Source organism: Sphingomonas yantingensis, assembly GCF_014199325.1.
Lineage (GTDB): Bacteria > Pseudomonadota > Alphaproteobacteria > Sphingomonadales > Sphingomonadaceae > Sphingomonas > Sphingomonas yantingensis.
In genome coordinates, this window is record NZ_JACIJJ010000003.1 from 446,006 (window position 1) to 470,530 (window position 24,525).

The 24,525-nt window shown below is 69.1% G+C and carries 17 protein-coding genes and 1 tRNA gene; 11 read left to right on the top strand and 7 right to left on the bottom strand.

Features of this window, described 5'->3' with window-relative positions:
- Positions 1 to 2: 2 nt before the first annotated feature.
- The 4 genes from gltB to FHR19_RS12115 all read right to left on the bottom strand — a co-directional run bounded on the left by gltB (position 3) and on the right by FHR19_RS12115 (position 7,956).
- The gene (gene gltB, locus FHR19_RS12100; RefSeq protein WP_184028684.1) at positions 3 to 4,523 is read right to left on the bottom strand and encodes a glutamate synthase large subunit; all 4,521 of its coding nucleotides are present in this window, start codon (positions 4,521 to 4,523) and stop codon (positions 3 to 5) included.
- 46 nt (positions 4,524 to 4,569) lie between these two features.
- Positions 4,570 to 6,012, bottom strand: a complete 1,443-nt coding sequence (locus FHR19_RS12105) for an NAD(P)-dependent oxidoreductase (RefSeq protein ID WP_184028686.1) — start codon at positions 6,010 to 6,012, stop codon at positions 4,570 to 4,572.
- Positions 6,013 to 6,173: 161 nt separating this feature from the next.
- On the bottom strand, positions 6,174 to 6,974 hold the full coding sequence (locus FHR19_RS12110; protein ID WP_184028688.1) for an undecaprenyl-diphosphate phosphatase: 801 nt from the start codon (positions 6,972 to 6,974) through the stop codon (positions 6,174 to 6,176).
- 43 nt (positions 6,975 to 7,017) lie between these two features.
- Positions 7,018 to 7,956 carry a complex I NDUFA9 subunit family protein gene (locus tag FHR19_RS12115; RefSeq protein ID WP_184028691.1) on the bottom strand — a complete coding sequence of 313 codons (939 nt, stop codon included), beginning with the start codon at positions 7,954 to 7,956 and terminating at the stop codon, positions 7,018 to 7,020.
- Positions 7,957 to 8,111: 155 nt separating this feature from the next.
- On the opposite strand from FHR19_RS12115, the gene FHR19_RS12120 reads away from it, so the two are divergent.
- From FHR19_RS12120 to FHR19_RS12150, 7 genes are all read left to right on the top strand, one after another.
- A tRNA-Leu gene (locus tag FHR19_RS12120) sits at positions 8,112 to 8,198 on the top strand.
- Between the two features lie 301 nt (positions 8,199 to 8,499).
- Positions 8,500 to 10,032 carry an alpha,alpha-trehalase TreF gene (gene treF / locus FHR19_RS12125; protein ID WP_343053253.1) on the top strand — a complete coding sequence of 511 codons (1,533 nt, stop codon included), beginning with the start codon at positions 8,500 to 8,502 and terminating at the stop codon, positions 10,030 to 10,032.
- A 69-nt stretch (positions 10,033 to 10,101) separates the two neighbouring features.
- On the top strand, positions 10,102 to 10,671 hold the full coding sequence (locus FHR19_RS12130; RefSeq protein WP_184028695.1) for an RNA polymerase sigma factor: 570 nt from the start codon (positions 10,102 to 10,104) through the stop codon (positions 10,669 to 10,671).
- Positions 10,658 to 11,593, top strand: coding sequence for a FecR domain-containing protein (locus tag FHR19_RS17720; RefSeq protein WP_184028697.1), 936 nt, complete (start codon positions 10,658 to 10,660; stop codon positions 11,591 to 11,593). The genes FHR19_RS12130 and FHR19_RS17720 overlap by 14 nt, the downstream gene beginning before the upstream one ends.
- Positions 11,594 to 11,682: 89 nt before the next feature.
- Positions 11,683 to 14,535 carry a TonB-dependent siderophore receptor gene (locus FHR19_RS12140; RefSeq protein WP_184028700.1) on the top strand — a complete coding sequence of 951 codons (2,853 nt, stop codon included), beginning with the start codon at positions 11,683 to 11,685 and terminating at the stop codon, positions 14,533 to 14,535.
- 20 nt (positions 14,536 to 14,555) lie between these two features.
- Entirely contained in the window at positions 14,556 to 16,577 is a 2,022-nt protein-coding gene (locus tag FHR19_RS12145; protein WP_221228499.1) for a hypothetical protein, read from the top strand.
- The gene (locus FHR19_RS12150) at positions 16,574 to 18,715 is read left to right on the top strand and encodes a glycoside hydrolase family 3 N-terminal domain-containing protein (RefSeq protein ID WP_343053254.1); all 2,142 of its coding nucleotides are present in this window, start codon (positions 16,574 to 16,576) and stop codon (positions 18,713 to 18,715) included. Before FHR19_RS12145 ends, FHR19_RS12150 begins: the two co-directional genes overlap by 4 nt.
- A 10-nt stretch (positions 18,716 to 18,725) precedes the next feature.
- On the opposite strand, the gene FHR19_RS12155 is transcribed toward FHR19_RS12150, so the two are convergent.
- On the bottom strand, positions 18,726 to 19,616 hold the full coding sequence (locus FHR19_RS12155) for a LysR family transcriptional regulator (RefSeq protein ID WP_184028702.1): 891 nt from the start codon (positions 19,614 to 19,616) through the stop codon (positions 18,726 to 18,728).
- Between the two features lie 76 nt (positions 19,617 to 19,692).
- Between FHR19_RS12155 and FHR19_RS12160 the strand changes: the two genes are divergently transcribed.
- The 3 genes from FHR19_RS12160 to FHR19_RS12170 are packed head-to-tail and all read left to right on the top strand — an operon-like array spanning position 19,693 to position 21,186.
- Positions 19,693 to 20,301, top strand: coding sequence for a pyridoxamine 5'-phosphate oxidase family protein (locus FHR19_RS12160; RefSeq protein ID WP_184028704.1), 609 nt, complete (start codon positions 19,693 to 19,695; stop codon positions 20,299 to 20,301).
- Positions 20,298 to 20,708, top strand: a complete 411-nt coding sequence (locus FHR19_RS12165; protein WP_184028706.1) for a VOC family protein — start codon at positions 20,298 to 20,300, stop codon at positions 20,706 to 20,708. Before FHR19_RS12160 ends, FHR19_RS12165 begins: the two co-directional genes overlap by 4 nt.
- A 13-nt stretch (positions 20,709 to 20,721) precedes the next feature.
- Positions 20,722 to 21,186 (top strand): nuclear transport factor 2 family protein, encoded by a 465-nt coding sequence (locus FHR19_RS12170; protein WP_184028708.1) that lies wholly within the window; start codon positions 20,722 to 20,724, stop codon positions 21,184 to 21,186.
- A gap of 33 nt (positions 21,187 to 21,219) precedes the next feature.
- Here the strand turns inward: FHR19_RS12170 and FHR19_RS12175 are convergent, their stop codons facing one another.
- Both FHR19_RS12175 and fucP read right to left on the bottom strand, forming a co-directional pair.
- A complete protein-coding gene (locus FHR19_RS12175; RefSeq protein WP_184028711.1) occupies positions 21,220 to 22,230 on the bottom strand; it encodes a zinc-binding alcohol dehydrogenase family protein in 1,011 nt (336 codons plus the stop codon).
- Complete coding sequence (gene fucP, locus FHR19_RS12180; RefSeq protein ID WP_184028714.1) at positions 22,227 to 23,489, bottom strand: L-fucose:H+ symporter permease; 1,263 nt, start codon at positions 23,487 to 23,489, stop codon at positions 22,227 to 22,229. The genes FHR19_RS12175 and fucP overlap by 4 nt, the downstream gene beginning before the upstream one ends.
- Before the next feature lie 235 nt (positions 23,490 to 23,724).
- Here fucP and FHR19_RS12185 point away from each other — a divergent pair, with 235 nt between their 5' ends.
- On the top strand, positions 23,725 to 24,507 hold the full coding sequence (locus FHR19_RS12185; protein WP_184028716.1) for a FadR/GntR family transcriptional regulator: 783 nt from the start codon (positions 23,725 to 23,727) through the stop codon (positions 24,505 to 24,507).
- The last annotated feature ends 18 nt before the right edge of the window (positions 24,508 to 24,525 follow it).

Below are 24,525 nucleotides of genomic sequence, written 5' to 3' on the forward strand. Positions count from 1 at the left end.
CGCTACTCCGCCGCGACCACTTCCGGCGCCGTACGGTCGTCGATCGGCGCTTCGAGCCGTTCCAGCATCTCGCGCGGCACCACCTGCCAGAACGCGCCGAGCGTGCGGTCCCAGTCGTCGAGCAGGCCGTTCGACCATTTGCTGTCGGTCGCCTCGGCGTGGGCGGCGATCAGGTCCTTGAGCACCCCCTCCCAATGCGCCGAGGCCAGGCGATGCCAGGTCAGGCTCTCGCCATTGGCCCGCTCGGGGAACTTGCCCTCGGGATCGTAGACGAAGGCCATGCCGCCGGTCATGCCCGCGCCGAAATTGGTGCCGACCGGCCCGAGAACGACCGCGATGCCGCCGGTCATGTATTCGCAGCCATTGGCGCCGCAGCCCTCGACCACCACCTTCACGCCCGAATTGCGGACCGCGAACCGCTCGCCCGCCTGCCCCGCGGCATAGAGCTCGCCCGAGGTCGCGCCATAGAGGACGGTGTTGCCGAGGATCGTGTTCTCCTGACTGGCCAGCGGCGAGGAAACCATCGGCCGCACGACGATCCGCCCGCCCGAGAGGCCCTTGCCGACGTAGTCGTTGGCGTCGCCGAATACCTCGAGCGTCACGCCCTTGCACAGGAAGGCGCCGAGCGACTGGCCCGCGCTGCCACGCAGCCGGACATGGACGTGCCCGTCGGCAAGCTTCGACATGCCGAACCGCCGCGTGATCTCGCTCGACAGGCGGGTGCCGACCGCGCGGTGGGTGTTCCGCACCGAATAGGTGAGCTGCATCTTCTCGCCCCGCGCGAAAACGGGCGCGGCGTCCTTGATCATCTGCGCATCGAGGCTGTCGGGCACCTCGTTGCGGAAGGTGTCGAGGCTGAAGCGCCGCTCCGCATCGCTCGCATCGACCTTGGCGAGGATGGGATTGAGGTCGAGGTCGTCGAGATGCTCGGCCCCGCGGCTGACCTGCCGCAGCAATTCGGTCCGCCCGATGATCTCGTCGAGGCTGCGGACGCCGAGGCGGGCGAGGATCTCGCGCACTTCCTCGGCGATGAAGGTCATGAGGTTGATGACCTTCTCCGGCGTGCCGACGAACTTGGCGCGCAGCTTCTCGTCCTGGGTGCACACGCCGACCGGACAGGTGTTCGAGTGGCACTGGCGCACCATGATGCAGCCCATCGCGACGAGGCTCAATGTGCCGATGCCGAACTCCTCGGCACCCAGGATCGCGGCGATGACGATGTCGCGCCCGGTCTTGAGGCCGCCATCGGTGCGCAGCTTCACCCGCCCGCGCAGGCCGTTGAGCGTCAGCGTCTGATTGACCTCCGACAGCCCCATTTCCCACGGCGTGCCGGCGTACTTGATCGACGTCTGCGGGCTGGCGCCCGTCCCGCCGACATGGCCGGAGACGAGGATCACGTCGGCATGCGCCTTCGCCACGCCCGCCGCAACCGTGCCGATGCCCGCCGAGCTGACCAGCTTCACGCAGACGCGCGCGCGCGGGTTGATCTGCTTCAGGTCGTAGATGAGCTGCGCCAGATCCTCGATCGAATAGATGTCGTGGTGCGGCGGCGGCGAGATGAGCGTCACACCCGGCGTCGAGTGACGCAGCTTGGCGATGAACTCGGTCACCTTGAAGCCGGGGAGCTGCCCGCCCTCGCCTGGCTTGGCTCCCTGCGCGACCTTGATCTCGATCTCGTCGCAGGCGTTGAGATATTCCGCCGTCACGCCGAAGCGCCCGGAGGCCACCTGCTTGATGACCGAGTTGGCGTTGTCGCCATTCTCGTAGGGCGTGTAGCGGACCTTGTCCTCGCCGCCCTCGCCCGACACCGCCTTGGCGCCGATGCGGTTCATTGCGATCGCCAGCGTCTCGTGCGCCTCGGGCGACAGTGCGCCCAGCGACATGCCGGGCGTGATGAACCGCTTGCGGATTTCGGTGATCGCCTCGACCTGGTCGATGTTCACCCCCTCACGCGGGAAATTGAACTCGAGGAGATCGCGCAAGTACACGGGCGGCAGGTCGCGGACGCCGCGCGCGAATTGCAGATAGGTCGAATAGCTGTCGGTCGACACCGACGACTGGAGCAGGTGCATCAGCTGCGCCGAATAGGCGTGCGTCTCGCCCGAATGGCGCTGACGATAGAAGCCGCCGATCGGCAGGTTGACGACCGCGGCGTCGAACGCCGCCTCGTGCCGCTGGCTGGCGTTGACGTAGAGCGAGGCATAGCCCTCGCCCGAGATCTTGGCCGGCATGCCGGGAAACAGGTCGGCGACCAGCGCGCGGCTGAGGCCCACCGCCTCGAAATTATAGCCGCCGCGATAGCTGGAGATCACCGCGATCCCCATCTTCGACATGATCTTGAGCAGCCCCTCGTCGATCGCCTTGCGATAGCGCTTGAGGCAGTCGGCGAGGGTGAGGTCGCCGAACAGCCCGCGCGCCTGCCGATCGGCGATCGCCGCCTCGGCCAGATAGGCGTTCACTGTCGTCGCGCCGACGCCGATCAGAACGGCGAAATAATGCGTGTCGAGGCACTCGGCGGTCCGCACATTGACGCTGGCATAGGAGCGCAGGCCCCGGCGGACGAGGTGCGTGTGGACCGCGGCGGCGGCGAGCACGCCGGGGATTGCCACCCGATCCTCGTCGATCCGCTCGTCGGTCAGGAACAGCTCGGTCCGCCCCTCGCGCACTGCCTGCTCGGCTTGGGCGCGAAGCTGCGCGATCGCGGCGCGCAGGCCCTCGGCCCCGCTGCCCGCCTCGAACGTCGTGTCGATCTCCGCCGACTGGCCGCCGAAATAGGCCTTGAGCCGCGCCCATTCGCTGCCGACCAGCACGGGGGATTCGAGGATCAGCACCCGGCCCTTCGCCGCCTCGACATCGAGGATGTTGGCGAGATTGCCGAAGCGGGTCTTCAGGCTCATCACGTGCCGTTCGCGCAGCGGGTCGATCGGCGGGTTCGTGACCTGGCTGAAGTTCTGGCGGAAGAACTGGCTGATGAGCCGCGGCTTGTCGCTGATGACCGCGAGCGGCGTGTCGTCGCCCATCGATCCGATCGCCTCCTTCGAGGTTTCGACCATCGGCGCGAGGATAAGCTCCATATCCTCGAGCGTCTGCCCCGCCGCGACCTGTCGCCGCGCCAGCTCCGCCCGGTCGAAGCGCACGTCCGCCGCCTCCACCTGCGGCAGGTCGTCGACCGACAGATAGCCGCCGATCATCGCGGCATAGTCATGCTCGCCCGCGATCCGGTCTTTGATCTCGGCATCGTGGAACAGGCGCCCTTCGGCAAGGTCCACCGCGATCATCTCGCCCGGCCCGAGCCGGCCCTTCTCCACCACGCTCGTCTCGGGCACCACGACCATGCCCGTCTCCGACCCCACGATCAGCAGACCGTCGGCGGTCCGCGTATAGCGAAGCGGGCGCAGCGCATTGCGGTCGAGCCCCGCGACCGCCCAGCGGCCGTCGGTCATCGCAAGCGCGGCGGGGCCGTCCCACGGCTCCATCACGCTGGCGAGATAGGTGTACATCGCCTTGTGCGCCTCGGGCATGTCGGCGCGGTCCTGCCACGCCTCGGGCACCAGCATCAGCTTGGCGGTGGGCGCGTCGCGGCCCGAGCGGCAGATCGCCTCGAACGTGGCGTCGAGCGCGGCGGTGTCGCTGGCGCCGGCTGGAATGACCGGCTTGATGTCCTCCGAATGCTCGCCGAACGCGATGCTCGCCATCTTGATCTCGTGGCTCAGCATCCAGTTCTTGTTGCCGCGGATCGTGTTGATCTCGCCGTTGTGCGCCAGGCACCGGAACGGCTGCGCCAGCCACCATTGCGGGAAGGTGTTGGTCGAATAACGCTGGTGAAAGATCGCGACGCGGCTCTCGAACCGCTCGTCATTGAGGTCGGGATAGAAGTCCGACAGGCTTTCGGCGAGAAACAGCCCCTTGTAGATGATCGAGCGGCACGACAGCGAGCAGATGTAGAAGCCCGTGATCTGCGCGGCGATGATCCGCTTCTCGATCCGGCGGCGGACAAGGTAGAGGTTCTTCTCGAACTCGCTTTCGTCCTGGTCGCCGGGCAAGGGGCCGGCGATCATGATCTGCTCGATCTCGGGCCGGGTCGCCTGCGCCTTCTGGCCGATCACCGACACGTCGACGGGCACCTGGCGCCAGCCATAGATGGTGTAGCCCGCCTCGATGATCGCCGCCTCGACGATCGTGCGGCACGTCTCCTGCGCGCCAAGGTCGGTGCGCGGCATGAACACCATGCCGACCGCCAGCCGGTTGGGGAGCACGCGGTGCCCGCTCGCCACCACGGCGTCGTCAAAGAAGCGGTGCGGCAGGTCGACATGGATGCCCGCGCCGTCGCCGGTCTTGCCGTCCGCATCGACCGCGCCGCGGTGCCACACCGCGCGCAGCGCGTCGATCGCCGACTGGACGACCCGGCGGCTCGGCTTCCCGTCGGTCGCGGCGACGAGGCCGACGCCACAGGCATCGCCCTCGAACTCGGGGCGGTACATGCCTTCGGTAGCGAGGCGGAGGCGTTCAGTTTCGAGGCTCATTTCATCGTCTCCAATCGCGCGGGGGCGATCGCAAAAATCCATCAGATCAGGCGGCGACCTTTGCCGCCTTAGCCTTGGCGCGGAGCCAGGCGTGCATCCGGTCAGCGACGTCGCGGCCGTCGCGGATCGCCCAGACGACGAGGCTTGCGCCGCGCACGATGTCGCCGGCGGCGAACACGCCGTCGAGGCTGGTCATCATCGACTTGTTGTCGACGCGCAGCGTCCCCCAGCGATTGACGCCGAGTTCGGGCGCACCGAACATCGCCGGCAGGTCCTCGGGGTCGAAGCCCAGCGCCTTGATGACGAGGTCGGCGCGAAGCGTCTCCTCGCTGCCCGGATCGGGTTCGGGGGCGCGGCGGCCGCTAGCGTCAGGGGCGCCGAGGCGCATCTTCGTCACGCGCACGCCGGCGACATGCCCCTCGGCCGCCGCCTCGAACCCCTCGGGCGCGGCGAGCCACACGAACTCGACGCCCTCTTCCTCGGCATTCGCGACTTCGCGCTGGCTGCCGGGCATGTTGGCGCGGTCGCGGCGATAGAGGCACTTCACCGACTTCGCGCCCTGCCGCACCGCGGTCCGCACGCAGTCCATCGCGGTGTCGCCGCCGCCGATCACCACCACGTCCTTGCCCGCCGCATTCAGGCTGCCGTCGTCCCAGGCCGCAACCTCATCGCCGAAGCTCTTGCGGTTCGAGGTGATGAGATAATCAAGCGCGTCGACCACGCCGCCCGATCCGACGCCCGGTGCCTTGATCGCGCGCGGCTTGTAGACGCCCGTCGCGATCAGGATCGCATCGTGGCGCGAGCGCAGTTCGTCGAGCGTCGCGTCGCGGCCGACCTCGAACCCCTCGTGAAAGACGATGCCGCCCGCCTTCAGCCGATCGACCCGGCGCGTGACGACGTGCTTCTCCAGCTTGAAGCCGGGGATGCCATAGGTCAGCAGCCCGCCCGCGCGGTCGTGCCGGTCGTAGACGTGCACCTCATAGCCCGCGACGCGCAGATACTCGGCGGTCGTCAGCCCCGCCGGCCCCGCGCCGATCACGCCCACCGACTGCCCGCGCGCACGGCCGGGCACCAGCGGCTCGACCCAGCCCTCTTCCCAGGCGGTGTCGGTGATGTACTTCTCGACCGATCCGATCGTCACCGATCCGTGGCCGGAGAACTCGATCACGCAATTGCCCTCGCACAGCCGGTCCTGTGGACAGATGCGGCCGCAGATCTCGGGCATGGTCGAGGTGCTGTTCGACAGCTCGTACGCTTCGCGCAGCCGCCCCTCGGCGGTCAGGCGTAGCCAATCTGGGATGTGGTTGTGCAGCGGGCAGTGCACCGAGCAATAGGGCACGCCGCACTGCGAGCACCGCCCCGCCTGCTCACCCGCCTTGGGCGGCGCGAAACGGTCGGCGATCTCGCGGAAGTCGCGGTTGCGGTCGTCGGCAGCGCGTTTCGACGGATAGTCCTGCGCGGTCCCGACAAACTTCAACGTGGCATTCATGGCGCGTCCCTCACGGTTCGAGGGCGCGTATAATTTCACCAAAGCTCGCTGTCACGCACAAAACGGCACTTGAGGCAGCTATGCTTACCTAATTAGTTTTCCGGCCTGTGTCACGCTTGGGTCAGCTTTGCCCGTCCATCCTTAATAGGACCAATACGGCCCTACCTCGCCAGCAGCCAGATCAGCGCCGCGCTGCCCGCCACGATCCGATACCAGGCAAACGGCGCAAAGCCGTAGCGCGAGACCAGCGCGACGAACGCCTTGACCACCAGCAGCGCGACGACGAACGCCACCGCGAAGCCGATCGCGATTGCGTGCAGGTCGTCGAAGCTGAGCATCGCGCGGTCCTTGTAAAGCGCATAGGCCGTCGCCGCGGTCATCGTCGGCACGGCGAGGAAGAAGCTGAACTCCGCGGCTGTCTTGCGCTCGACGCCCATCAGCAGCGCACCCATGATCGTCGCGCCCGACCGGCTGACGCCCGGCACCATCGCCATGCACTGGACGACACCGATCGTCGCGGCGATGCCGAGCGGCATCCCCTCGACGCTGTTCACCCGGACGCGCTTCACCATCCGCTCGATGAGGAGGATCGCGACGCCGCCGACGATCAGCGCGACCGCGACGATCACCGGCGTCTGCATCGCCGCCCGCACCGCGTCATAGGCGACGACGCCGATGACGAGCGCCGGTGCGAACCCGATCAGGATGTTGCGCACGAACCGCCACGCATCGGGCCGCCCGGCGATCATCCCGGTACCGACGTTCCAGAACCGCCGCCAATAGATGACCAGCACCGCCAGGATCGCGCCGAGCTGGATCGCGATCTTGAACGCCACCGAACTGGCATCGTTGAACCCGAGCAACTCGCCCGCAAGGATGAGGTGGCCGGTCGATGATACCGGCAGAAACTCGGTCAGACCCTCGATCGCCCCCAAGAGGAGGACCGTCAGCAACTCGCCCATGCAATCCCCCGCCGGCGTTGGTCGTCAGTAATTCGCTTACCGGTCAGACCGGTTGTTTCGTCTGGCCAAACCGACCCTGGCGGCGATAGAGCACCAGCCAGCCGGGCGCGACCGCGGCCATCGGCGTCGGCGCGATGCCGAACGTCTCGAACCCCGCCGCCCCGTTCGCCACGACATTGTCGCGCTGGAGCATCAGCCACTGGTCGCGCGTGATCGGCGCACCGGGCAGCTTGCCGAGGCTCGCCAGCGCCGAACCCGCGAAATCGGGCAGCGGCGCGAAGATCTTGTCCCGCCCCGTCGCCTCGGCGATCCAGCGGTGAAGGTCGAGCATCGTCAACACGTCAGGGCCGCCGAGCTCATAGGTATGGCCGCCATGCGCCTTCGGATCGGTGAGCGAAGCTGCCGCCGCACGCGCCACGTCGACGACGTGCACCGGCTGGAACTGCGCATCCGGCTTCAGCACCGGGATCACCGGCAGCGGGCTGGCGATCATCGCGGCGAAGCGATTGACGAACTGGTCCTCGCGCCCGAACACGATCGAGGGGCGCAGGATCGTGGCGCCCGGGAATGCGGCCTTCACCGCCGCCTCCCCCTCGGCCTTGCTTCGGCCGTAGTGCGAGGGGCTGGCCGGATCGGCGCCGATCGCGGAGATGTGGACGAGCGCCCCCACCCCCGCCGCGGCGGCGGCTTCCGCCACCAGCCGCGCGCCGTCGACCTGGATGCGCTGATAGTCGGTGAAGGTGCCGACCAGATTGACCACCGCATCCGCGCCGTCCACCGCCCGCGCGATCGTGTCCGGCCGCTTGATGTCGGTGCCGACGAACTGCACCTGGCCGAGGCCGCCCAGCGGCTTCAGGAAAAAGGCACGGCGCGGGTCGCGCTGGGCGATGCGCACGCGCGCGCCCGCCGCCATCAGTTCCTGGGCCACATAGCGGCCGACGAACCCGCCGCCGCCGATAAGGGTGATGAGCTTGTCGCGCATGGTCTTGGAAACTGCCTTTCGAACCCGGTCGTTCGCGGCCCGCAATGCCGCGTCGCAACGGAAACGGCAAGTCGTCAGCAAGGCTCCGCATTTTTCCGCCGAAAGTGCGTTGACAACCCCGCGGCCCCTCCCCTAGAGGCGCCGGCCTACCCCGTGCCCAGATGGCGGAATTGGTAGACGCACCAGCTTCAGGTGCTGGCGCTCGCAAGGGCGTGGAGGTTCGAGTCCTCTTCTGGGCACCACTCTCTCCGCATTGAAAAAAATGCAGGGGGATCGTCGGAAAGGCGGTCCCTGGAGAGCGGCCTTACGGCGAACAGGCCTCTGAAAGCTACGATCCAGACTTCGGCCATCCATTGGGTGGCCCGACCGTTGTCGCCATAATACCAGAACGCGCTATCGTGCCGATGCTTTCGGGCGCTGGGGAGCGACCTCTCATCCGTTCGCAAGCCGGAATGGAAAGGCCGCCGAGCCGCCTTCTTGGCTTGGCAAGATGGGAGAGTCGATATGAACCCGGGCTCAAGGTATCTCCGCCCCCTCGCCATCGTGGCTGCGTCGCTTGCACTCGCGATGCCGGGCGCGGCGCGGCTGCCGCCGCAGGTCGATGCCGTCGCCAGCCCGGCGGATCGCTACCGCGCGCTGTTCGAGGCAGTGCAGATGCGTCGGCTGTTCGCCGATGGAAAGGCGTTCGTCGATGCCGTGCCGCGCCGCCCGGTCGCGCGCATCATGGCCGACTATCGCGCCCGGCGCGACTGGAGCGACGAGGCGCTCAAGGCCTTCGTGCTCGCCAATTTCGAGGTGCCCGACGACGATCCGCCCGCGGTGCGGCCGATCCAGGGACCGACGCGGCCGCTGACGCAGCACATCCGCGCCCTGTGGGATACGCTCGCCCGCCCACCTGTGGTGCCGGTGCCGGGATCGTCGGCGCTTCGCTTCGACGGGCGTCATGTCGTCCCCGGCGGCCGGTTCCGCGAGATTTATTACTGGGACAGCTATTTCACGATGCTGGGCCTCAAGGTCGACGGCCGCCGCGACCTGATCGAGGGGATGATCGACGGCTTCGTCGGTCTGGTCGGTCGGCACGGCCATGTGCCGAACGGCGCACGCAGCTATTATCTCAGCCGGTCGCAGCCGCCCTTTCTCTACGCGATGATGGACCTCTCCGACGCGGCCGCACCGGCGGTCCTCGGCCGGCGGCTCGATGCGCTCATCGCCGAGCATGGCTATTGGATGCGCGGCGGGCGGACAGTGCGGATGCCCGACGGCGCGGTGCTCAACCGCTATTGGGACGATCGCGAGACGCCGCGCGACGAAAGCTGGCGCGAGGACGTGCTGACCGCGCGTTCCAGCGGGCGTCCGGCGAAGACCGTCTATCGCGACCTGCGCGCCGGGGCCGAGAGCGGTTGGGACTTTTCCTCGCGCTGGCTGGCCGACGGACGGACGCTGGCGACGATCGACACGACCGCGATCGTGCCCGTCGACCTCAACAGCCTTCTCTTTGGCATGGAGCAGGCGATCGCCCGCCGCTGCGCCGCGCTGAAGCGCCCGTGTGCCGAGCCCTTCGCCGCGCGCGCCGATGCGCGACGCCGCGCGGTCGAGCGCTGGCTTTGGAACGAGGCAGAGGGTCGCTACGGCGATTTCGACACCTCGACCCGTGCGATCCGCCCCGGCGTGACCGCGGCGACCGCCTATCCGCTGTTCGCGCGGCTCGCCACTCCTGCCCGCGCCGCGCGCGTCGCCGTGACGATCGAAAGCAAGCTGATCGCCCCCGGCGGGCTTCGCACCACGCTGGTCGAGACGGGCCAGCAATGGGATGCGCCCAATGGCTGGGCGCCGCTGCAATGGGTCGCCGCGGACGGGCTTGCGAATTACGGCGAGGACCGCCGCGCCCGTCGCATCGCCGCCGCCTGGGTCGCCACGGTTCGCCGCGGCTATGCCTCAAGCGGGAAGCTGGTGGAGAAATACGATGTCGAGGCGGTGCGCCCCGGCGGCGGCGGCGAGTACCCGCTGCAGGACGGGTTCGGCTGGACCAATGGTGTGACGCAGGCGATGATCGCGCGCTGGAACCTGCGCGACTGACGCTGCCAATCCGAGGGGGCCACATCCTTTCCGTGACGGAACTGCGCCGCTGGGGCATCATGGGTAGGCATGTCACGGTCCGTCGCCGATCATGAGCGTCCCGCCTGGGTCGCACGCCACATCCTGCCGCACGAAGCCGCGCTTCGCGCGTGGCTGCGCGGCGCGTTTCCGGGGTGCGATACCGACGACCTCGTGCAGGAAAGCTATTGCCGCATCGCCTCGGTCACGGACCTCGCCGCCATCGACGATCCGCGCCGCTACCTGTTCCAGACCGCGCGCAACCTGGCGCTGAGCGACGTGCGCCGCGCCAAGATCGTGCGGATCGAGGCGGTAGGGTCGACTGCGGACCTGGAGGACGCACTCGCCGACGATCGCTCGCCCGAGCGGATCACCGCCGGCCGTGCGCTGCTCGCGCGGGTCGAGGCGCTGATGGACCGCCTGCCCGAGCGCGCGCGCCGGATCGTCTGGCTCCGCCGGATCGAGGGCCTGTCGCAGCGCGAGATTGCAGCGAAACTGGGCGTCACCGAAACGGTGGTCGAGAACGACGTCTCGCGCAGCCTGCGCATCGTCATGGCGGGGCTGAGCGAGGACGATCGCGCCGCGCTGCGCCCGAATGGGGGTCGCCGTGGACGGGCGTGAGCCGGCCGCAGAGATTGAGGCGGCCGCCGCCCGCTGGATCGCTGCGCGCGATGCCGCACCCGGCGACCCCGTGCTCGCCGCCGCGATCGAGCGCTGGGCCGATGGCGACACCCGCCGCCGCGGCGCGCTGATCCGGGCCGAGGCGATCTGGCTGACGATGGCGGGCGCGAACGCGAGTACCGAGGCGCCGCCCGCGACCCGAGCTTCCCGTCGCGGGCTTCTGGCCGCAGGGCTCGCCGCTGTCGCGGTGCTCGGCGGCGTAGGCACATGGATCGGCAACGAGCGCGCCGCGACCTATGCGACCGAAATCGGGCAGCGCCGCCGGGTCGCGCTGGCGGACGGATCGACGATGATCCTCAACACCGCCAGCGCGTCCAGCGTCGCGATGACGCCCGATCGCCGCCGCATCGACCTGTCGGCGGGCGAAGCCTGGTTCGCGGTCGCGCACGATCGCGCCCGCCCTTTCATCGTCTCGGCGGGCGATATCCGCGTCGAGGCGGTCGGCACTGCCTTCGCCGTACGGCGGACCGGCGACGATGCCGAGGTGGTCGTGACCGAGGGGCGCGTGCGCGTCTGGTCGGAGGCCAATCCCGCGCGCTTCAGCACGCTGGACGCGGGCCAGCGTGCGGCGGTATCGCGCGCGACCGGCGTCGCCGCGCCCGAGCGGGTCGGTGCCGCGGTGGCCGACGCGCTCGCCTGGCGCACGGGCGAGGTCGTGCTCGACGGCATGACGCTGGGCGATGCCGCGGCCGAGTTCAATCGCTACAGCACGCGCCAGCTTGCGGTCGAGGCGTCGCTCGCCGATCGCCGCATCGTCGGCCGCTTTCGCGCGGGCGACATCGACGGCTTCGCCCGCGCCGCCGCGATCGTCGCAGGCGGGCGGGTCGAGCAGGCAGAGGGAAAAATTCGCATCACCCGCTGATTTGCGGACCGAGCGCGACGGAACCGCGCCCCCTGCGCGTCTAGCCCATGTCCCCGCGCCAGACGGGGCGATATCGGGAGAGGATCATTATGCGCACGCCGTACGGGATCGGGCTCGTCCCCGCCGTCAGCCTCATCGCCCTTGCCGCGCCCGCCGTCGCCCAGGCACGACCCGCCCGCGCGTTCGAGGTGTCGGCACAGCCCGCCGCCGCCGGCATCGTCGCCTTTTCGCGCCAGGCCGGCATCCAGATCATCGCGCCCGAGGATGCAACCCGCGCGCGCCGGACGGGCGAGGTTCGCGGGCGCCTCGACGTGACCGAGGGGCTGCGCCGCCTGATCGCCCCCACCGGCCTGCGCCTCGTCTCGTTCGACGGCAGCACCGCTGTCCTCGCCGCCGGGCAGGCCGCGACGCCGCAGGACACCGCGCAGACCGAGGCACCCGCGCCCGCCGAACAGGCCGCCGCCGAACCGATGGGCGAGGACATCATCGTCACCGGCACCCGCGCCCGCGGCACCACCGTCCTCACCTCCTCCTCCGCCGTCACCGTCGCCAGCCGCGAGGATCTAGACCGCAAGGCGCCGCGATCGACCGCACAGGCGCTCGAGCTCATCCCCGGCATCTTCGTCGAGGGATCGGGCGGCGAGGTATCCAACAACTTCTCGGTCCGCGGCCTGGCCGGCGGCGGGCAGCAATTCGTGCAGGTGCAGGAAGACAGCCTGCCCGTCTTCTACATCAACGCGCTCAGCGACACGATCCTGAAGCAGGAAGTGGCGATCGACCGGCTGGAGGCGGTGCGGTCGGGCGCATCGGGCATCCTGACCGTCAACGGCGCGGGCGCGACGATCAACTTCATCACCCGCAAGCCGAGCTTCGACGAAGCCAGCGGCACGTTCCAGCTCAGCACGTCGAGCTTCGGCACCGCACGCGTCGATGCCTTCATGACCCGCCCGATCGGGGAGAATACCGCGATCGCGATCAGCGGCTTCTTCCGCAAGGACGACGGCATCCGCGATCCGGGTTACGACGCCAATATCGGCGGCCTGCTGCGCGCCGCGATCAGCCAGCGTTGGAACACCGGCAAGCTCACCCTGTCGGCCAAGGTCGTTGACGATCACAACATCTTCTACGTCCCGATCCCGGTGACGGGGGTGGGCGATCCGCAGTCGATCCCCGGCCTGTCGGCGACGCATGGCCTGCTCCAGAGCCGCGATTTCGGCCGCGTGACGGTGCGTACCACGCCGACCACGGGCGCCTCGTTCAAGGACATCGACCTGACCGACGGGGTCCACACCCGGTCGCAATCCTATGGCTACGACCTCACCCAACGGTTCGGCGACGAGGTGACGTTCTTCGCGCGCGGCCGCTACACGAACTTCAGCACCAACTTCAATTCGATCTTCTCCTACGACAATTCGGCGCTTCAGCTCGCGTCGGAACGACTGCGCTCGAACGCGATCAGCGCGCTGACCCTCCGCACCTTCGCCCCGCGCGGCGCGACGCAGCTCGGCATCCGCTATGTCGATACCGGACAGATCATCGCCGGCGCCGCCAGTCTCGACGCGATCAACGGCAATGGCCTGATCGCCGAAAGCGTGATCGGCGAGAACCGCGCCTCGGTAAAGGAGTTCAACAGCGACACCGGCATCACCTGGGACACGGGCAAGAACTCGCTGACGATCGGCGGGTTGTTCACGCGGTCCAGCCGCTACAACGACGCGATCGGCGCGGCGACGTTCCTGACCGACGTGCAGGACCGCGCGCGCCGCGTCGACGTGGTGGCGCTGAATGCCGGCGGGCAGGTCGTCGGCTCGCTGACCGAAAACGGCTTCCTCAACTACGGCACCTTCGGCGAGGGGCCGAGCCGGGCGAAGTTCAGCTCGATCTCCGCCTATGCCACCGATCAGCTGACGCTGTGGGACAAGCTGCGGATCGAGGGTGGCATCCGGTATGAGCATTTCGTCTTCAATCGGCTTGGCGGCAATACCGTGGGCGCGGTGCCGGTCGCGGGTCAGGGGACGTTCGGCCCGGGCTGCGCGATCGTGCAGGACAATGACAACATCATCGCCAACAACTGCATCGCCCAGTTCGGCGGCGGCAGCTTCGACGGCACCTTCTCGCGCCAGCGCCGCGTGTTCGACAAGATCGCCTGGACGATCGGCGCCAACTACCTCCTGACCGACCGCTTCGCCGTCTATGGCCGCTACGCAACGGGCTTCCAGGCGCAGGAGCAGAACGAGCCCACCGACCTGCGCTTTGCCGAGGCGGGCCTTCGCTATTCCAGCCCGCTGGTGCAGGCCTCGGTCACCGGCTTCTACACCAACTTTCTCGACTATCCGCAGTCGCGCGACGTGCAGACGACCGTGAACGGCACCACCGTCACGCAGCAGCTGACGGCCAATTCGGGGATCAAGGTCTATGGCGGCGAGTTCGACGTGACCATCCGCCCGACCGACTGGTTCCGCCTGTCGGCGGTCGGCGTCATCCAGGATTCGAAGATCAGCATCCGCTCGCTCTCGGCCTTCCAGAACGGCAACCCGATCGACGTCAACCAGATCGCCCAGGCGCTGCGCGATCAGGTGAACGGCTTCGACGGCAACAAGCCGGAGCGGACGCCTGCGGTGAACGTCACCGTCACCCCCGCCATCGTCCTGCCCGGCGGGCGCGGCGAGATCTATGCAAGCTGGAAGCGGATCGGGAAGATCTACGCCGACGTGTCCAACTCGCTGGAACTGCCGGGCTACGACCTGTTCTCCGCGGGCGTCATGTTCAAGTTGACCGACGATGTGACCTTCAACGCCTCGGTTGAGAATATCGGCAACACGATCGGCCTGACCGAGGGCAATCCGCGCGGCGGCTTCGTCGAGAATACCGGCTCGAACTATTATTTCGCCCGGCCGGTCAACGGACGGAACGCGGTCGCCTCGCTGCGCTTCGACTTCTGACCCCGCGCGAGAGGATACGCATGATCCGGCACGCCGCCGCCCTCGTTCTGATGGCCACCACCGGGGCGGCGGCCTCGATGCAGGAAGCGCCGCTCGCCTTCCGCATCGACGAGGGGCGCAACCTCAACGCTTTCGTCCGGCAGCGGCCGGTCGCCGCGCACCTGCTGCTGCGATCGGGCGACGACCCGCGTATCCTCGTCGGCTTTCCCGCGGGCAACAGCGGCGTGGCCCTGTGGTTCGAGAAGACCGCGCGGCCGGTAACGTGGCGCATCGACCGGGCACCGCAGCCAGACCGATCGGCCGATGCGAAGGGGCGCCGGCTGAACGGCATCGTCGCGCACGTATCGGTCGATGCCGCCGAGCTCCGCTTCCGTCAGGGCCTCGGCACCTCGATCCGGGTGCTGCGCGATTACGAGCTGCTGCGAAAGGCGCCGGCCGAGGTCGTCGCGCCACCCACGACCGCGCCGGGTCTGCATGGCGGCGGGGCGTCGGTGACGTGGGCGCGCGATCGGCTGGACGGTGCGTCGGGCTATTGGCTGCAACTGATCGGTATCGATGGGACAGTCGTGACGCAGGACGGCCTGCGCGCCGGGCCGTCGGGGCGCATCAGCCTGATCGTCATGGCCGCGACGGGCGAGACGCCGCTCACCCCGATCGGCGGAGGCGATCTGCTCACCCCGGCCGCGCGGCCCGACGCCCGCGCCGCCGATGCGCTCCAGTTCCTGTCCTATCGCGAGAAGTTCCTCGCCGGGTCGTGGCGGTTCGACACGTATTTCGGGCGCGACACGCTGATGAGCGTGCGGCTCCTGATGCCCGTGCTCCAGCCCGCCGCGGTCGAGGCGGGGATCGGATCGGTCCTCGCCCGCCTGTCGCCCGGGGGCGAAGTCGCGCACGAGGAGGACATCGGCGAGTTCGCGGTGCTTCGTAACGCAAAGGAAGGCCGCGGACGCGTCGATACGCCGATCTACGACTATGCGATGATCGACGACGACTTCATGCTCCCGTCGGTGGCGGAGGCATGGCTGACCGGGCGCGGTCGGGCGCGCGCCGCGCAGTTCCTGTCCGCCCGCGCGGCCAATGGCGCGCGCAACGGCGACCTGCTCGCCCGAAACTTCGCCTGGGCGGTGGGCCGCACCGCCGCCTTTGCCGAGCGTCCGGGATTCGCGCGGCTGATCGCGCTCAAGGACGGGCGTAGGACCGGCCAGTGGCGCGACAGCGAGGAGGGGCTGGGCCGCGGCACCTACCCTTACGACGTCAACGCGGTCTGGGTGCCCGCCGCGCTCCGCTCGATCGCACGGCTCTTGCCGCTGCTCGCGCGCTACGGCACCCCGGCCGAGCGTGCGGCGATCGCCCGCGCCGGCGGTCAGGCCGAGGTGTGGCGCCGTGCCGCCCCCGCGCTGTTCACGACCGAACTGCCCAATGCCGCCGCGCGCCGCGCCATCACCGACTATGCGCGACAGGCCGGCGTGCCCGCAGCCGCCGCGCTCGCCAGCCTCGGCAGCGCGCCGCTCGCGTTCAATGCACTGTCGCTCGATGCCGCCGGCCGCCCGGTGCCCGTCCTACATTCGGACGACGGCTTCGCGCTCCTCTTCACCGATCCCGATCCCGCCGCACTCGACCGCTCGATCGCAGCAATCGGCCGCCCCTTCCCCGCCGGGCTGTTCACCGATGTGGGGATGCTCGTCGCCAACCCCGCCTTCGCTCCCGCCGCCGTGCAGGGCCGCTTTGGGCGGGAGGCGTATCACGGCACCGTCGTGTGGTCCTGGCAACAGGCGGTGATGGCCGCGGGGATCGACCGCCAGCTCGCGCGCCGCGACCTGCCGCCCGCGACCCGCGCGCGCCTCACCGCGCTGCGCACCCGGCTTTGGCGCGCGATCGACGCAGCGGGTGCGGTGCGCACGTCGGAGCTCTGGTCGTGGAGCTATGCGGGCGGCGGCTACCGCGTCGCGCCGTTCGGCGCATCGAGCGGCGACGCCGACGAATCGAACGCGGCACAGCTCTGGAGCACGGTCTTCCTGGCGCTTCGCCCGCCGGCCAAGTGAGCATCGACCGCCGCACCGCCCTTGGCCTAATCGCCGGCACCGCCGCGCTGCCCCACCTTGCCCATGCCGAACGCGCGCGCATCGACGACCTGATCGCGCGCATGACGATCGAGGAGAAGGCGGGCCAGCTCTCCTGCTTCAGCGACGAGATCCGCCCCGTCGGCACCGAGTTCAACCCGAAGGTGAACCGCACCGGCACCGCCGAACAGCTTCGCGCAATCGAAGCGGGGCGGATCGGGATGCTGTTCAACGGCTATGGGGTCGAGGGTGCGCGCGTCGCACAGGCCGCGGCGCTCCGCAGCCGCCTCGGCATCCCGCTGATCTTCGCCGCCGACGTCATCCATGGCTGCCGCACGATCTTCCCCATCCCGCTGGCCGAAGCCGCCGCCTTCGACCCCGACCTGTCGGAACGGGTTGCGCGCGGCGTCGCGGCGGAGATGCGCGCGGCCGGGCTTCACTGGACGTTCGCGCCGATGGTCGATGTCGCCCGCGACCAGCGCTGGGGCCGCGTGGCGGAGGGCGCGGGCGAGGACGTCTATCTCGGCTGCCAGCTCGCCGCCGCCCGCGTGCGCGGGTTCGCGAGCGGTGGCATCCTCGCGACGCCCAAGCATTTCGCCGGCTATGCTGCGGTGCGCGGCGGGATGGAATACGGCCCCGTCGACATGAGCGAGCGCGAGTTGGAGGCGATCCACCTGCCCCCTTTCGCCGCCGCATTCGCCGCGGGCGCCGCCGCGACAATGGCGGCATTCACCGAAGTGGACGGCATCCCGGCGACCGCCAATCGCGACCTGCTGACGCGCCGGTTGCGCGAGCGGATGCGGTTCGGCGGCGTCTGCATCGCCGATTACGACGCGGATCGCGAACTGGTCGCGCACGGCGTCGCCCGCGACGAGGCGGATGCCGCCCGCCTCGCGATCCTCGCGGGGATCGACATGTCGATGCAGAGCGGCCTCTACAACGCGCACCTGCCCGCGCTGGTCGCCGCGGGGGCCGTGCCGATCGCGCGCGTGGACGAGGCGGTCGCGCGGGTCCTCGCGCTCAAGATCGCCGCCGGGCTGTTCGACGATCCCCATGCGGGGCTCGCCGAACCGGCGCGAGTCCCCGACCTGCGACCGCTCGCTCGCGAGGCGGCGACGCGATCGATCGTCCTCTTGCGCAACGAGGGCAACCTGCTCCCGCTCGATCCGTCGAGGCGGATCGCCCTGATCGGGCCGTTCGTGCGTGATCGGGAGCATCTGAACGGTCCGTGGTCCTTTGCCGGCACGAACGACGGCGTCGATCTGGCAACCGGCCTCGCCCGCATCGCGCTGCATCTGGCGGTCGAGCCAGGATCGGGCATCCAAGACCCGCTGCCCGGCGGGATCGAGCGTGCCGTCGCCGCCGCGCGCGCCGCCGATCTCGTCCTGCTCGCGATCGGTGAGGGCGCGGACATGTCGGGCGAGGGCAACAGCCGGACTGAGATCACCGTCCCCACCGCACAGATGGCGCTGGCGGAAGCCGTCGCGGCCACGGGCAAGCCGATCGTGGTTCTCCTGCGCCATGGCCGCGCACTCGCGCTGGAGGGCGCGGTTGCCGGAGCGCCAGCGATCCTCGCAACCTGGTTCCTGGGACAGACGACGGGCGATGCGGTCGCGGACATCGTTTTCGGCCGCGCCGAGCCGACCGGCCGGTTGCCGGTGAGCTTCCCCTTCTCGACCGGGCAACAGCCATGGAGCTACGACCGCCCGCCGACAGGCCGCCCTGCCCGCGATGCCGATCCGATGGCCGCGGGCAAGGCGCACTGGCGCGACGCCCCCGATCGGGCGCGCTACGGGTTCGGCCACGGGCTTTCCTTCACCCGCTTCGAACTCGGCGCGATCGCGGTAGAGAAATCCGGGTCCGAGACTGAGGTCGCAATCGATGTCACCAACATCGGCCGCCGATCCGGGACCGCCGTCCTGCAACTTTACTATCGGTCGCTGGCGGGAACGTATGTCCGGCCAAGGCTGCAACTCGCCGCCATCGTGCGTCGAACGATCGATCCGGGCGTCACGACCCGCTGCCGGTTCAGGACGACGCTGCCGCCCGGTCCGCTCCACCTGTGGGTCGGGGAAGCGAGCGATCGTCCCTCGCCGCCGACGGACATTCAGCAACCGTAACCGGCGGTCGTTACCACACGTCCTGCCGCCCCCGTTCGCGCATCGCATCGATGAATACGCGCACCGCCGGCATCGACGCCCGACCGGGGTCGTAGAGCAGGCTGACCGGCATGGCCGGCGGGGCGTGAGCCGCCAGCACCTCGACCAGTCGCCCGCTCGCGATCTGTGCCGCCGACTGGTAGCTCAGCACATTGGCGAGCCCCACCCCTGCCTCCGCGGCGGCGAGGATCGCGTCGATACCGTTGATGGACAAGCGAGGCACCAGCCGCGCCGCCTTCTCAGCCCGCGCGCCGAACGGCCATCCGCCGCCCGCGCGCACGCCGCTGCCCATGATGCAGTGATGGCCGGCAAGGTCGACGGGATCGACGGGCTCGCCATGCGCGGCAAGATAGGCCGGGCTCGCCACGATCGTCTGCCGGACCGCGCCGATCGTCACGCTGCGCAAGCTGCTGTCAGCAAGCGCTCCGATCCGCACCGCGACGTCCACGCCCTCCTCGACGATGCGGACATTGCGGTCGAGCAGCATCATGCGCGCGCTGAGATCGGCATGGCTGGCCAGCAGCGCGTTGATGACCGGCAGCACGTGCAGCCGCCCGAACATGACCGGCGCGGTCACGTAAAGCTGTCCCCGCGGGACCGATCGACTGCCCATGGCGACCTGCTCCGCCTCGCGAAGCTCGGCCAGGATGCGCCGCGCCCGGTCGAGCAGGCCCGCCCCATCGTCGGTCAGCGACACCGCCCGGGTCGAGCGATGGAAGAGCGTCACGCCCAGATGCCGCTCAAGTGCCGCGACCGCGCGCGTAATCGCGGGCGGCGACAGGCCCAACGCGCGCGCCGCCGCCGCGAAGCCCCGCTTTTCGGCCACCGCGACGAACACGGACAGGCTCTCGAAGCGATCCATCATTCCTCGATGCGCAATAGTGAATGCCGTTGATCGCTGATTATCACGGCGACGGCAACGCGCCATGTCGTTGGCCATGGCACAGACCTATCTCCACACGTTTTTCGGGCCCCGTGCACGAGCAATGCAGGCGGCGGCGGGATCGCGCGCTGCCTATGCCCGCATGGAAGCCGGCGCGGGGCCGCTGGACGTGCTGACGGCGCGGGAACTCGACTTCATCGCCGCCCGCGACAGCTTCTACATGGCGAGCATTTCCGAGCAGGGCTGGCCCTATGTCCAGCATCGCGGCGGGCCGGCGGGCCTCCTCCGGCATGTCGGCGGCAATCGCATCGGGTTCGCCGATTATCGCGGCAACCGCCAATATCTCTCAACCGCGCATGTCGCGGCCGACGACCGGGTGGCGCTGTTCCTGATGGACTATCCGAACCGCCGTCGCCTTAAGATCATCGGCCATGCGCAGGCGAGCGACGACCCCGCGGTCATCGCCGCGCTGATGCCGCCCGGCCATACGGCCGAACCGGAGCGCGCCTTCCTGATCGACGTCGTGGGCTTCGACTGGAACTGCCCGCAGCACATCACCCCGCGGTTCACCGAGGCGGAGGTGCGCTGCGCGTCACAGCCACTGATCGACGAGATCGCGGTGCTGCGGGCTCGCGTCGCGGAACTGGAAGGGAAAGCATCATGACCGCCAAGCTCACCAAGGGCGTCCACCATGTCGGTCTGACCGTGCCCGACCTCGATCAGGCGCGCGGCTTCTTCTGCGGCACGCTGGGGTTCGAGGAAGTCGGCGGCGTGCCCGATTATCCCTCTGTCTTCGTCTCGGACGGCGCGATTCTGCTGACCCTGTGGCGCGCCGCCGACCCGCCGACCGCCCGAGCCTTCGACCGGCGCGCCAATATCGGGCTCCACCATCTCTCGCTCTCGGTCGCCGACGATGCGGCGCTGGCGGCGGCGTGGGAGGCGGTGACGGCGCATCCCGAGGTGGTGGTCGATGCGCCGCCCGGCCCCATCGCGCCCGGATCGACGACGCGCCATTTCCTCGTCTTCATTCCGGGCGGCATCCGCCTCGAGTTCGCAACCCCCTTTGCCTGAAAGGATCGAGCCGATGTCGCGACCACCCCTGCCCCCCTTCACCCATGAAACCGCGCTGCGGAAAGTCCGCGCCGCCGAGGATGGCTGGAACAGCCGCGATCCAGAACGCGTGGCGCTCGCCTACACCCCGGACAGCCAGTGGCGGAACCGGTCCGCCTTTCTTCAGGGAAGGGACGCCATCGTCGCCTTCCTGACGACGAAGTGGCAGCGCGAGCACGACTATCGCCTCATCAAGGGGCTGTGGGCGCATGACGGCAACCGGATTGCGGTGCGTTTTGCCTATGAATGGCATGACGAGGCGGGCGACTGGTATCGCGCTTATGGCAACGAGAACTGGGAATTCGCGCCCGACGGCCTGATGGCGCGCCGGATCGCCAGCATCAACGACGTGCCGATCGCCGAGAGGGATCGGCTGTTCCACTGGCCGCTTGGCCGACGCCCGGATGATCATCCGGGGCTGGATGCCCTGGGGCTATAGCGTCGGTTGATCCCGAAGCCATGACGCCGCGTATCAGATCGCGCCGATCGCCTTGATGACCGCGCTTTGCCCCGCGATCAGTTCGGGGAACCGCGCGGGCGCCTCGTCTAGGGCGAAGCTGTGAGAGTGGAGCGCCGCGAGCGAGACCCTGCCCGCGCGAACGGCGGTGATGACTTGCTCGAAATCGGTGTGCGTCGCGTTCCGCGAGCCGAGCAGCGTCGTCTCCCGCTTGTGGAATTCGGGATCGTTGAAAGCGATGTCGGCCGCGACGATGCTGACGAGGACATAGGCACCGCCATGCGCGACATAGCCGAAACCCGCCGCCATCGCCTGCGGATTGCCCGTGGCGTCGAAGACCGCGTCGTAGAACTCGCCCTCGGTCGCGGCGGCCAGCCGCTCGGCCAGCCCCGCATCGGCGACCTCGCCCCGGTCCAGCCCCGCCGCCGCAAGGCCAAGCGCCAGCCGATCGGCGTCGCGATCGACCAGCGTCACCTGCGCCCCGGCAAGGCGGGCGAAGATGCCCGTGGCCAGCCCGATCGGCCCGGCCCCGACCACCAGCACCCGCTCGCCCCCGGTCAGCGCGGCGCGGCGTACGGCATGGGCGCCGATCGCGAGGAACTCGATCATCACGGCCTGATCCAGCGTTAGCCCCTCGGTCGGCAGCACATAGGCTTCCTGCACCGACAGATATTCGGCCATGCCGCCGTCGATGTGGACACCCAGTACCCGGATCCGCATGCAGCAATTGGGCTTGCCCCGGCGACAGGCGACGCAGGATCCGCAGGCGAGATAGGGAATGACCGTGACCACCTGACCCGGTGCCAGCGGCGATCCGGCATCCGCCGCCTCGACCGTGCCGGCCAGTTCGTGGCCCATGACGCGCGGATAATTCAGATAGGGCTGGTTGCCGCCATAGATGTGATAGTCGGTGCCGCAGATGCCCACCCGGCGGATGCGGATCAGCACTTCGCCCGGCTGCCGCTCGGGTCGCGGTCGCTCGGCAAGGCTGAGGACGCCGGGGCGGTCGCAGACGATTGTCTTCATGCCGTCGCTCCCACCGGCCGGCGCGCGCGCAGTGCGAAGAGCAGCACCGCCATGAAACAACCCGCCGGCACCAGCATCGCAGCGGCGATGCCGAAGCGGTCGGACATAAAGCCCATCAGCCCGGTCAACACCGCGCCGCCGATGATCGCCATGATGATGAGCGACGCACCCGTCCGGGCCAGCGGCCCCAGCCCCTCCATCCCGAGCGCGAAGATCGTCGGAAACTGGATCGACATGAAGAAGCTGGCCGCGACCAGCGCATAGAGCCCGGCACTGCCCGGCGCGAGCCACGCGACCAGCGTCAGCGCGAAACTGATCGCCGCGAACAGCGCGAGCAGCCGCGCCGGCGCGATCCGCGTCATCAGCGCCGAGCCCGCGAACCGACCGACCCCGAACAGCAGCAAGCTGGCGAACAGGAAATCGGCGGCGCTCGCCTCGGTCGTCCCCGGCGTGCCCGCCTGGACATAGCGGATGGTATAGCTCCAGAGCCCCACCTGCGCCCCCACATAGAAGAATTGTGCCGCCGCCGCGCCGAGCAGGCGGGGGCGACGCAGCACGTCGACGAAGCGGCCGCCGCTCCCCTCGAACTCGCGCGCCGAATGCTGCGGAAATCGGATCAGCAGCGCGGCGATCGCGAACCCCAGTACGACGAGGCCGATGACCAGATACGGCCCCTGCACCGCCAATACCGCTTCGCGGTAGACCGCCGTCTGCTGCGCGGCGGGCATCGCGGCGATCGCGGCATCGTCGTGCGCGACCTTGCCGAGGATGAAATATTTGCCGATCGCGACCCCGGCGAGCGTACCGACAGGATTGGCCGCCTGTGCCCAGTTCAGCCGCCGAGCCGCCCCCGCCGGGTCGCCGATCTCGGTCATCAGCGGATTGGCGGAGGTTTCGAGGAAGGCGAGCCCGCAGGCGATGACGAACAGCGCGGCCAGAAAATAGTGATATTCGCCGAACTGCGCCGCGGGATAGAACAGCGTCGCGCCCGCGGCATAGAGCAGCAGCCCGGCGACGATCGCGGGCTTGTACCCCCGCGCGCGCGTCAGCATCGCCGCCGGCACCGCGAACAGGAAATAGCCGAGATAGAAGACCTGCTGGACGAAGCTCGTCTCGAAATCGCTGAGGACGAACGCCTTCCTGAACTGCGCGATCAGGATGTCGTTTAGGTTGTTGGCCATGCCCCACAGGAAGAACAGGCAGACTGTGAGGATCAGCGCGGGTCGCAGCGCCGCCGCGGGGGGCGTGCGCTCGGTCATGCGTCTGCCGCGCTCGTGCATGCGCCGCCACGATGCAAAGGCTCGTCCGTCATTCGCCTCTCCCCGGCCCCATGCGTCCGCATGATCGCCCCTCCCGCCGGCACCGACCGGCCTGTCCGCGTCATTGGGTGCGGCAACTCATCAGACAAGTCAATGCAGGGTGATCGGACAGGTTTCGGTTGCCGATCCGCCACTTTCGTCGGATAAGATCGCGGTCCGGCGGGGGTGGAAGATCATGGCGCGAGAGGATGAGCGGACCCGCAACGCCCCCAGCGCGCGCCTGTACCGGCATGTTATCGACGTGCTGCGTGCCGAGATCGAAGGCGCCGTGCTTCGACCCGGCGATCGACTGCCCTCCGAAAAGCGATTGGTCGAACGCTTCAACGTCAGCCGGCTGACGATCCGCGAGGCGGTGATCGGGCTCGAGATCCTCGGGCTGGTCGAGCCGCGGCATGGCTCGGGCGTTTTCGTGCGCAGCAACAGGGTCACACAGGCCGCGCAGGCCGGCAGCCTCGATATCGGCCCCGTCGAACTGATCGAGGCGCGTCGGATCGTCGAAGTGCAGACCGCCGCACTCGCCGCGCTCGAGGCGACGGACGAACAGATCGCCGCGATGCGCGATATCCTCGCCGACATGGACAAGGAGGAGCGCGCCGAGGGCAGTGCCGAGTGGATCGCCGATCGCGTTTTCCACCTCGCCATCGCGCGGGCGTCGCAGAATGCGGTGCTGGCGATGATGGTCGAGGCGATGTGGGACCTGCGCCGCCGATCGCCATTGTCGCACGAGATGCTCGAGCGGATCGCACGCGCCGGACAGACCCCGCGCATCGCCGACCATCACCGCATCCTCGAGGCGATCGAGAAGCGCGATCCGGCCGCGGCGCGGCGGGCGATGCGCGCGCACCTCGACCGGGTGATGGCCGACCTGCTCGACTTTACCGAGCTCGAGGCGAAGGAACGCGTGTCGACCGAAATCGCCCATCGGCGCGAAACCGCGAGGCGCCGCGCCGCGCTCTGACCGCCATGCGTCAGATGG

Excerpts from the sequence above, each read along its gene's own strand:
- FHR19_RS12145 (WP_221228499.1), top strand. The coding sequence starts at position 14,556 with ATGATCCGGCACGCCGCCGCCCTCGTTCTGATGGCCACCACCGGGGCG.
- FHR19_RS12110 (WP_184028688.1), bottom strand. The coding sequence starts at position 6,974 with ATGGGCGAGTTGCTGACGGTCCTCCTCTTGGGGGCGATCGAGGGTCTG.
- fucP (WP_184028714.1), bottom strand. The coding sequence starts at position 23,489 with ATGACCGAGCGCACGCCCCCCGCGGCGGCGCTGCGACCCGCGCTGATC.
- FHR19_RS12165 (WP_184028706.1), top strand. The coding sequence starts at position 20,298 with ATGACCGCCAAGCTCACCAAGGGCGTCCACCATGTCGGTCTGACCGTG.
- gltB (WP_184028684.1), bottom strand. The coding sequence starts at position 4,523 with ATGAGCCTCGAAACTGAACGCCTCCGCCTCGCTACCGAAGGCATGTAC.
- FHR19_RS12185 (WP_184028716.1), top strand. The coding sequence starts at position 23,725 with ATGGCGCGAGAGGATGAGCGGACCCGCAACGCCCCCAGCGCGCGCCTG.
- FHR19_RS12105 (WP_184028686.1), bottom strand. The coding sequence starts at position 6,012 with ATGAATGCCACGTTGAAGTTTGTCGGGACCGCGCAGGACTATCCGTCG.
- FHR19_RS12140 (WP_184028700.1), top strand. The coding sequence starts at position 11,683 with ATGCGCACGCCGTACGGGATCGGGCTCGTCCCCGCCGTCAGCCTCATC.
- FHR19_RS12170 (WP_184028708.1), top strand. The coding sequence starts at position 20,722 with ATGTCGCGACCACCCCTGCCCCCCTTCACCCATGAAACCGCGCTGCGG.
- FHR19_RS12115 (WP_184028691.1), bottom strand. The coding sequence starts at position 7,956 with ATGCGCGACAAGCTCATCACCCTTATCGGCGGCGGCGGGTTCGTCGGC.
- FHR19_RS12175 (WP_184028711.1), bottom strand. The coding sequence starts at position 22,230 with ATGAAGACAATCGTCTGCGACCGCCCCGGCGTCCTCAGCCTTGCCGAG.
- FHR19_RS12130 (WP_184028695.1), top strand. The coding sequence starts at position 10,102 with ATGTCACGGTCCGTCGCCGATCATGAGCGTCCCGCCTGGGTCGCACGC.
- FHR19_RS12160 (WP_184028704.1), top strand. The coding sequence starts at position 19,693 with ATGGCACAGACCTATCTCCACACGTTTTTCGGGCCCCGTGCACGAGCA.
- FHR19_RS12155 (WP_184028702.1), bottom strand. The coding sequence starts at position 19,616 with ATGGATCGCTTCGAGAGCCTGTCCGTGTTCGTCGCGGTGGCCGAAAAG.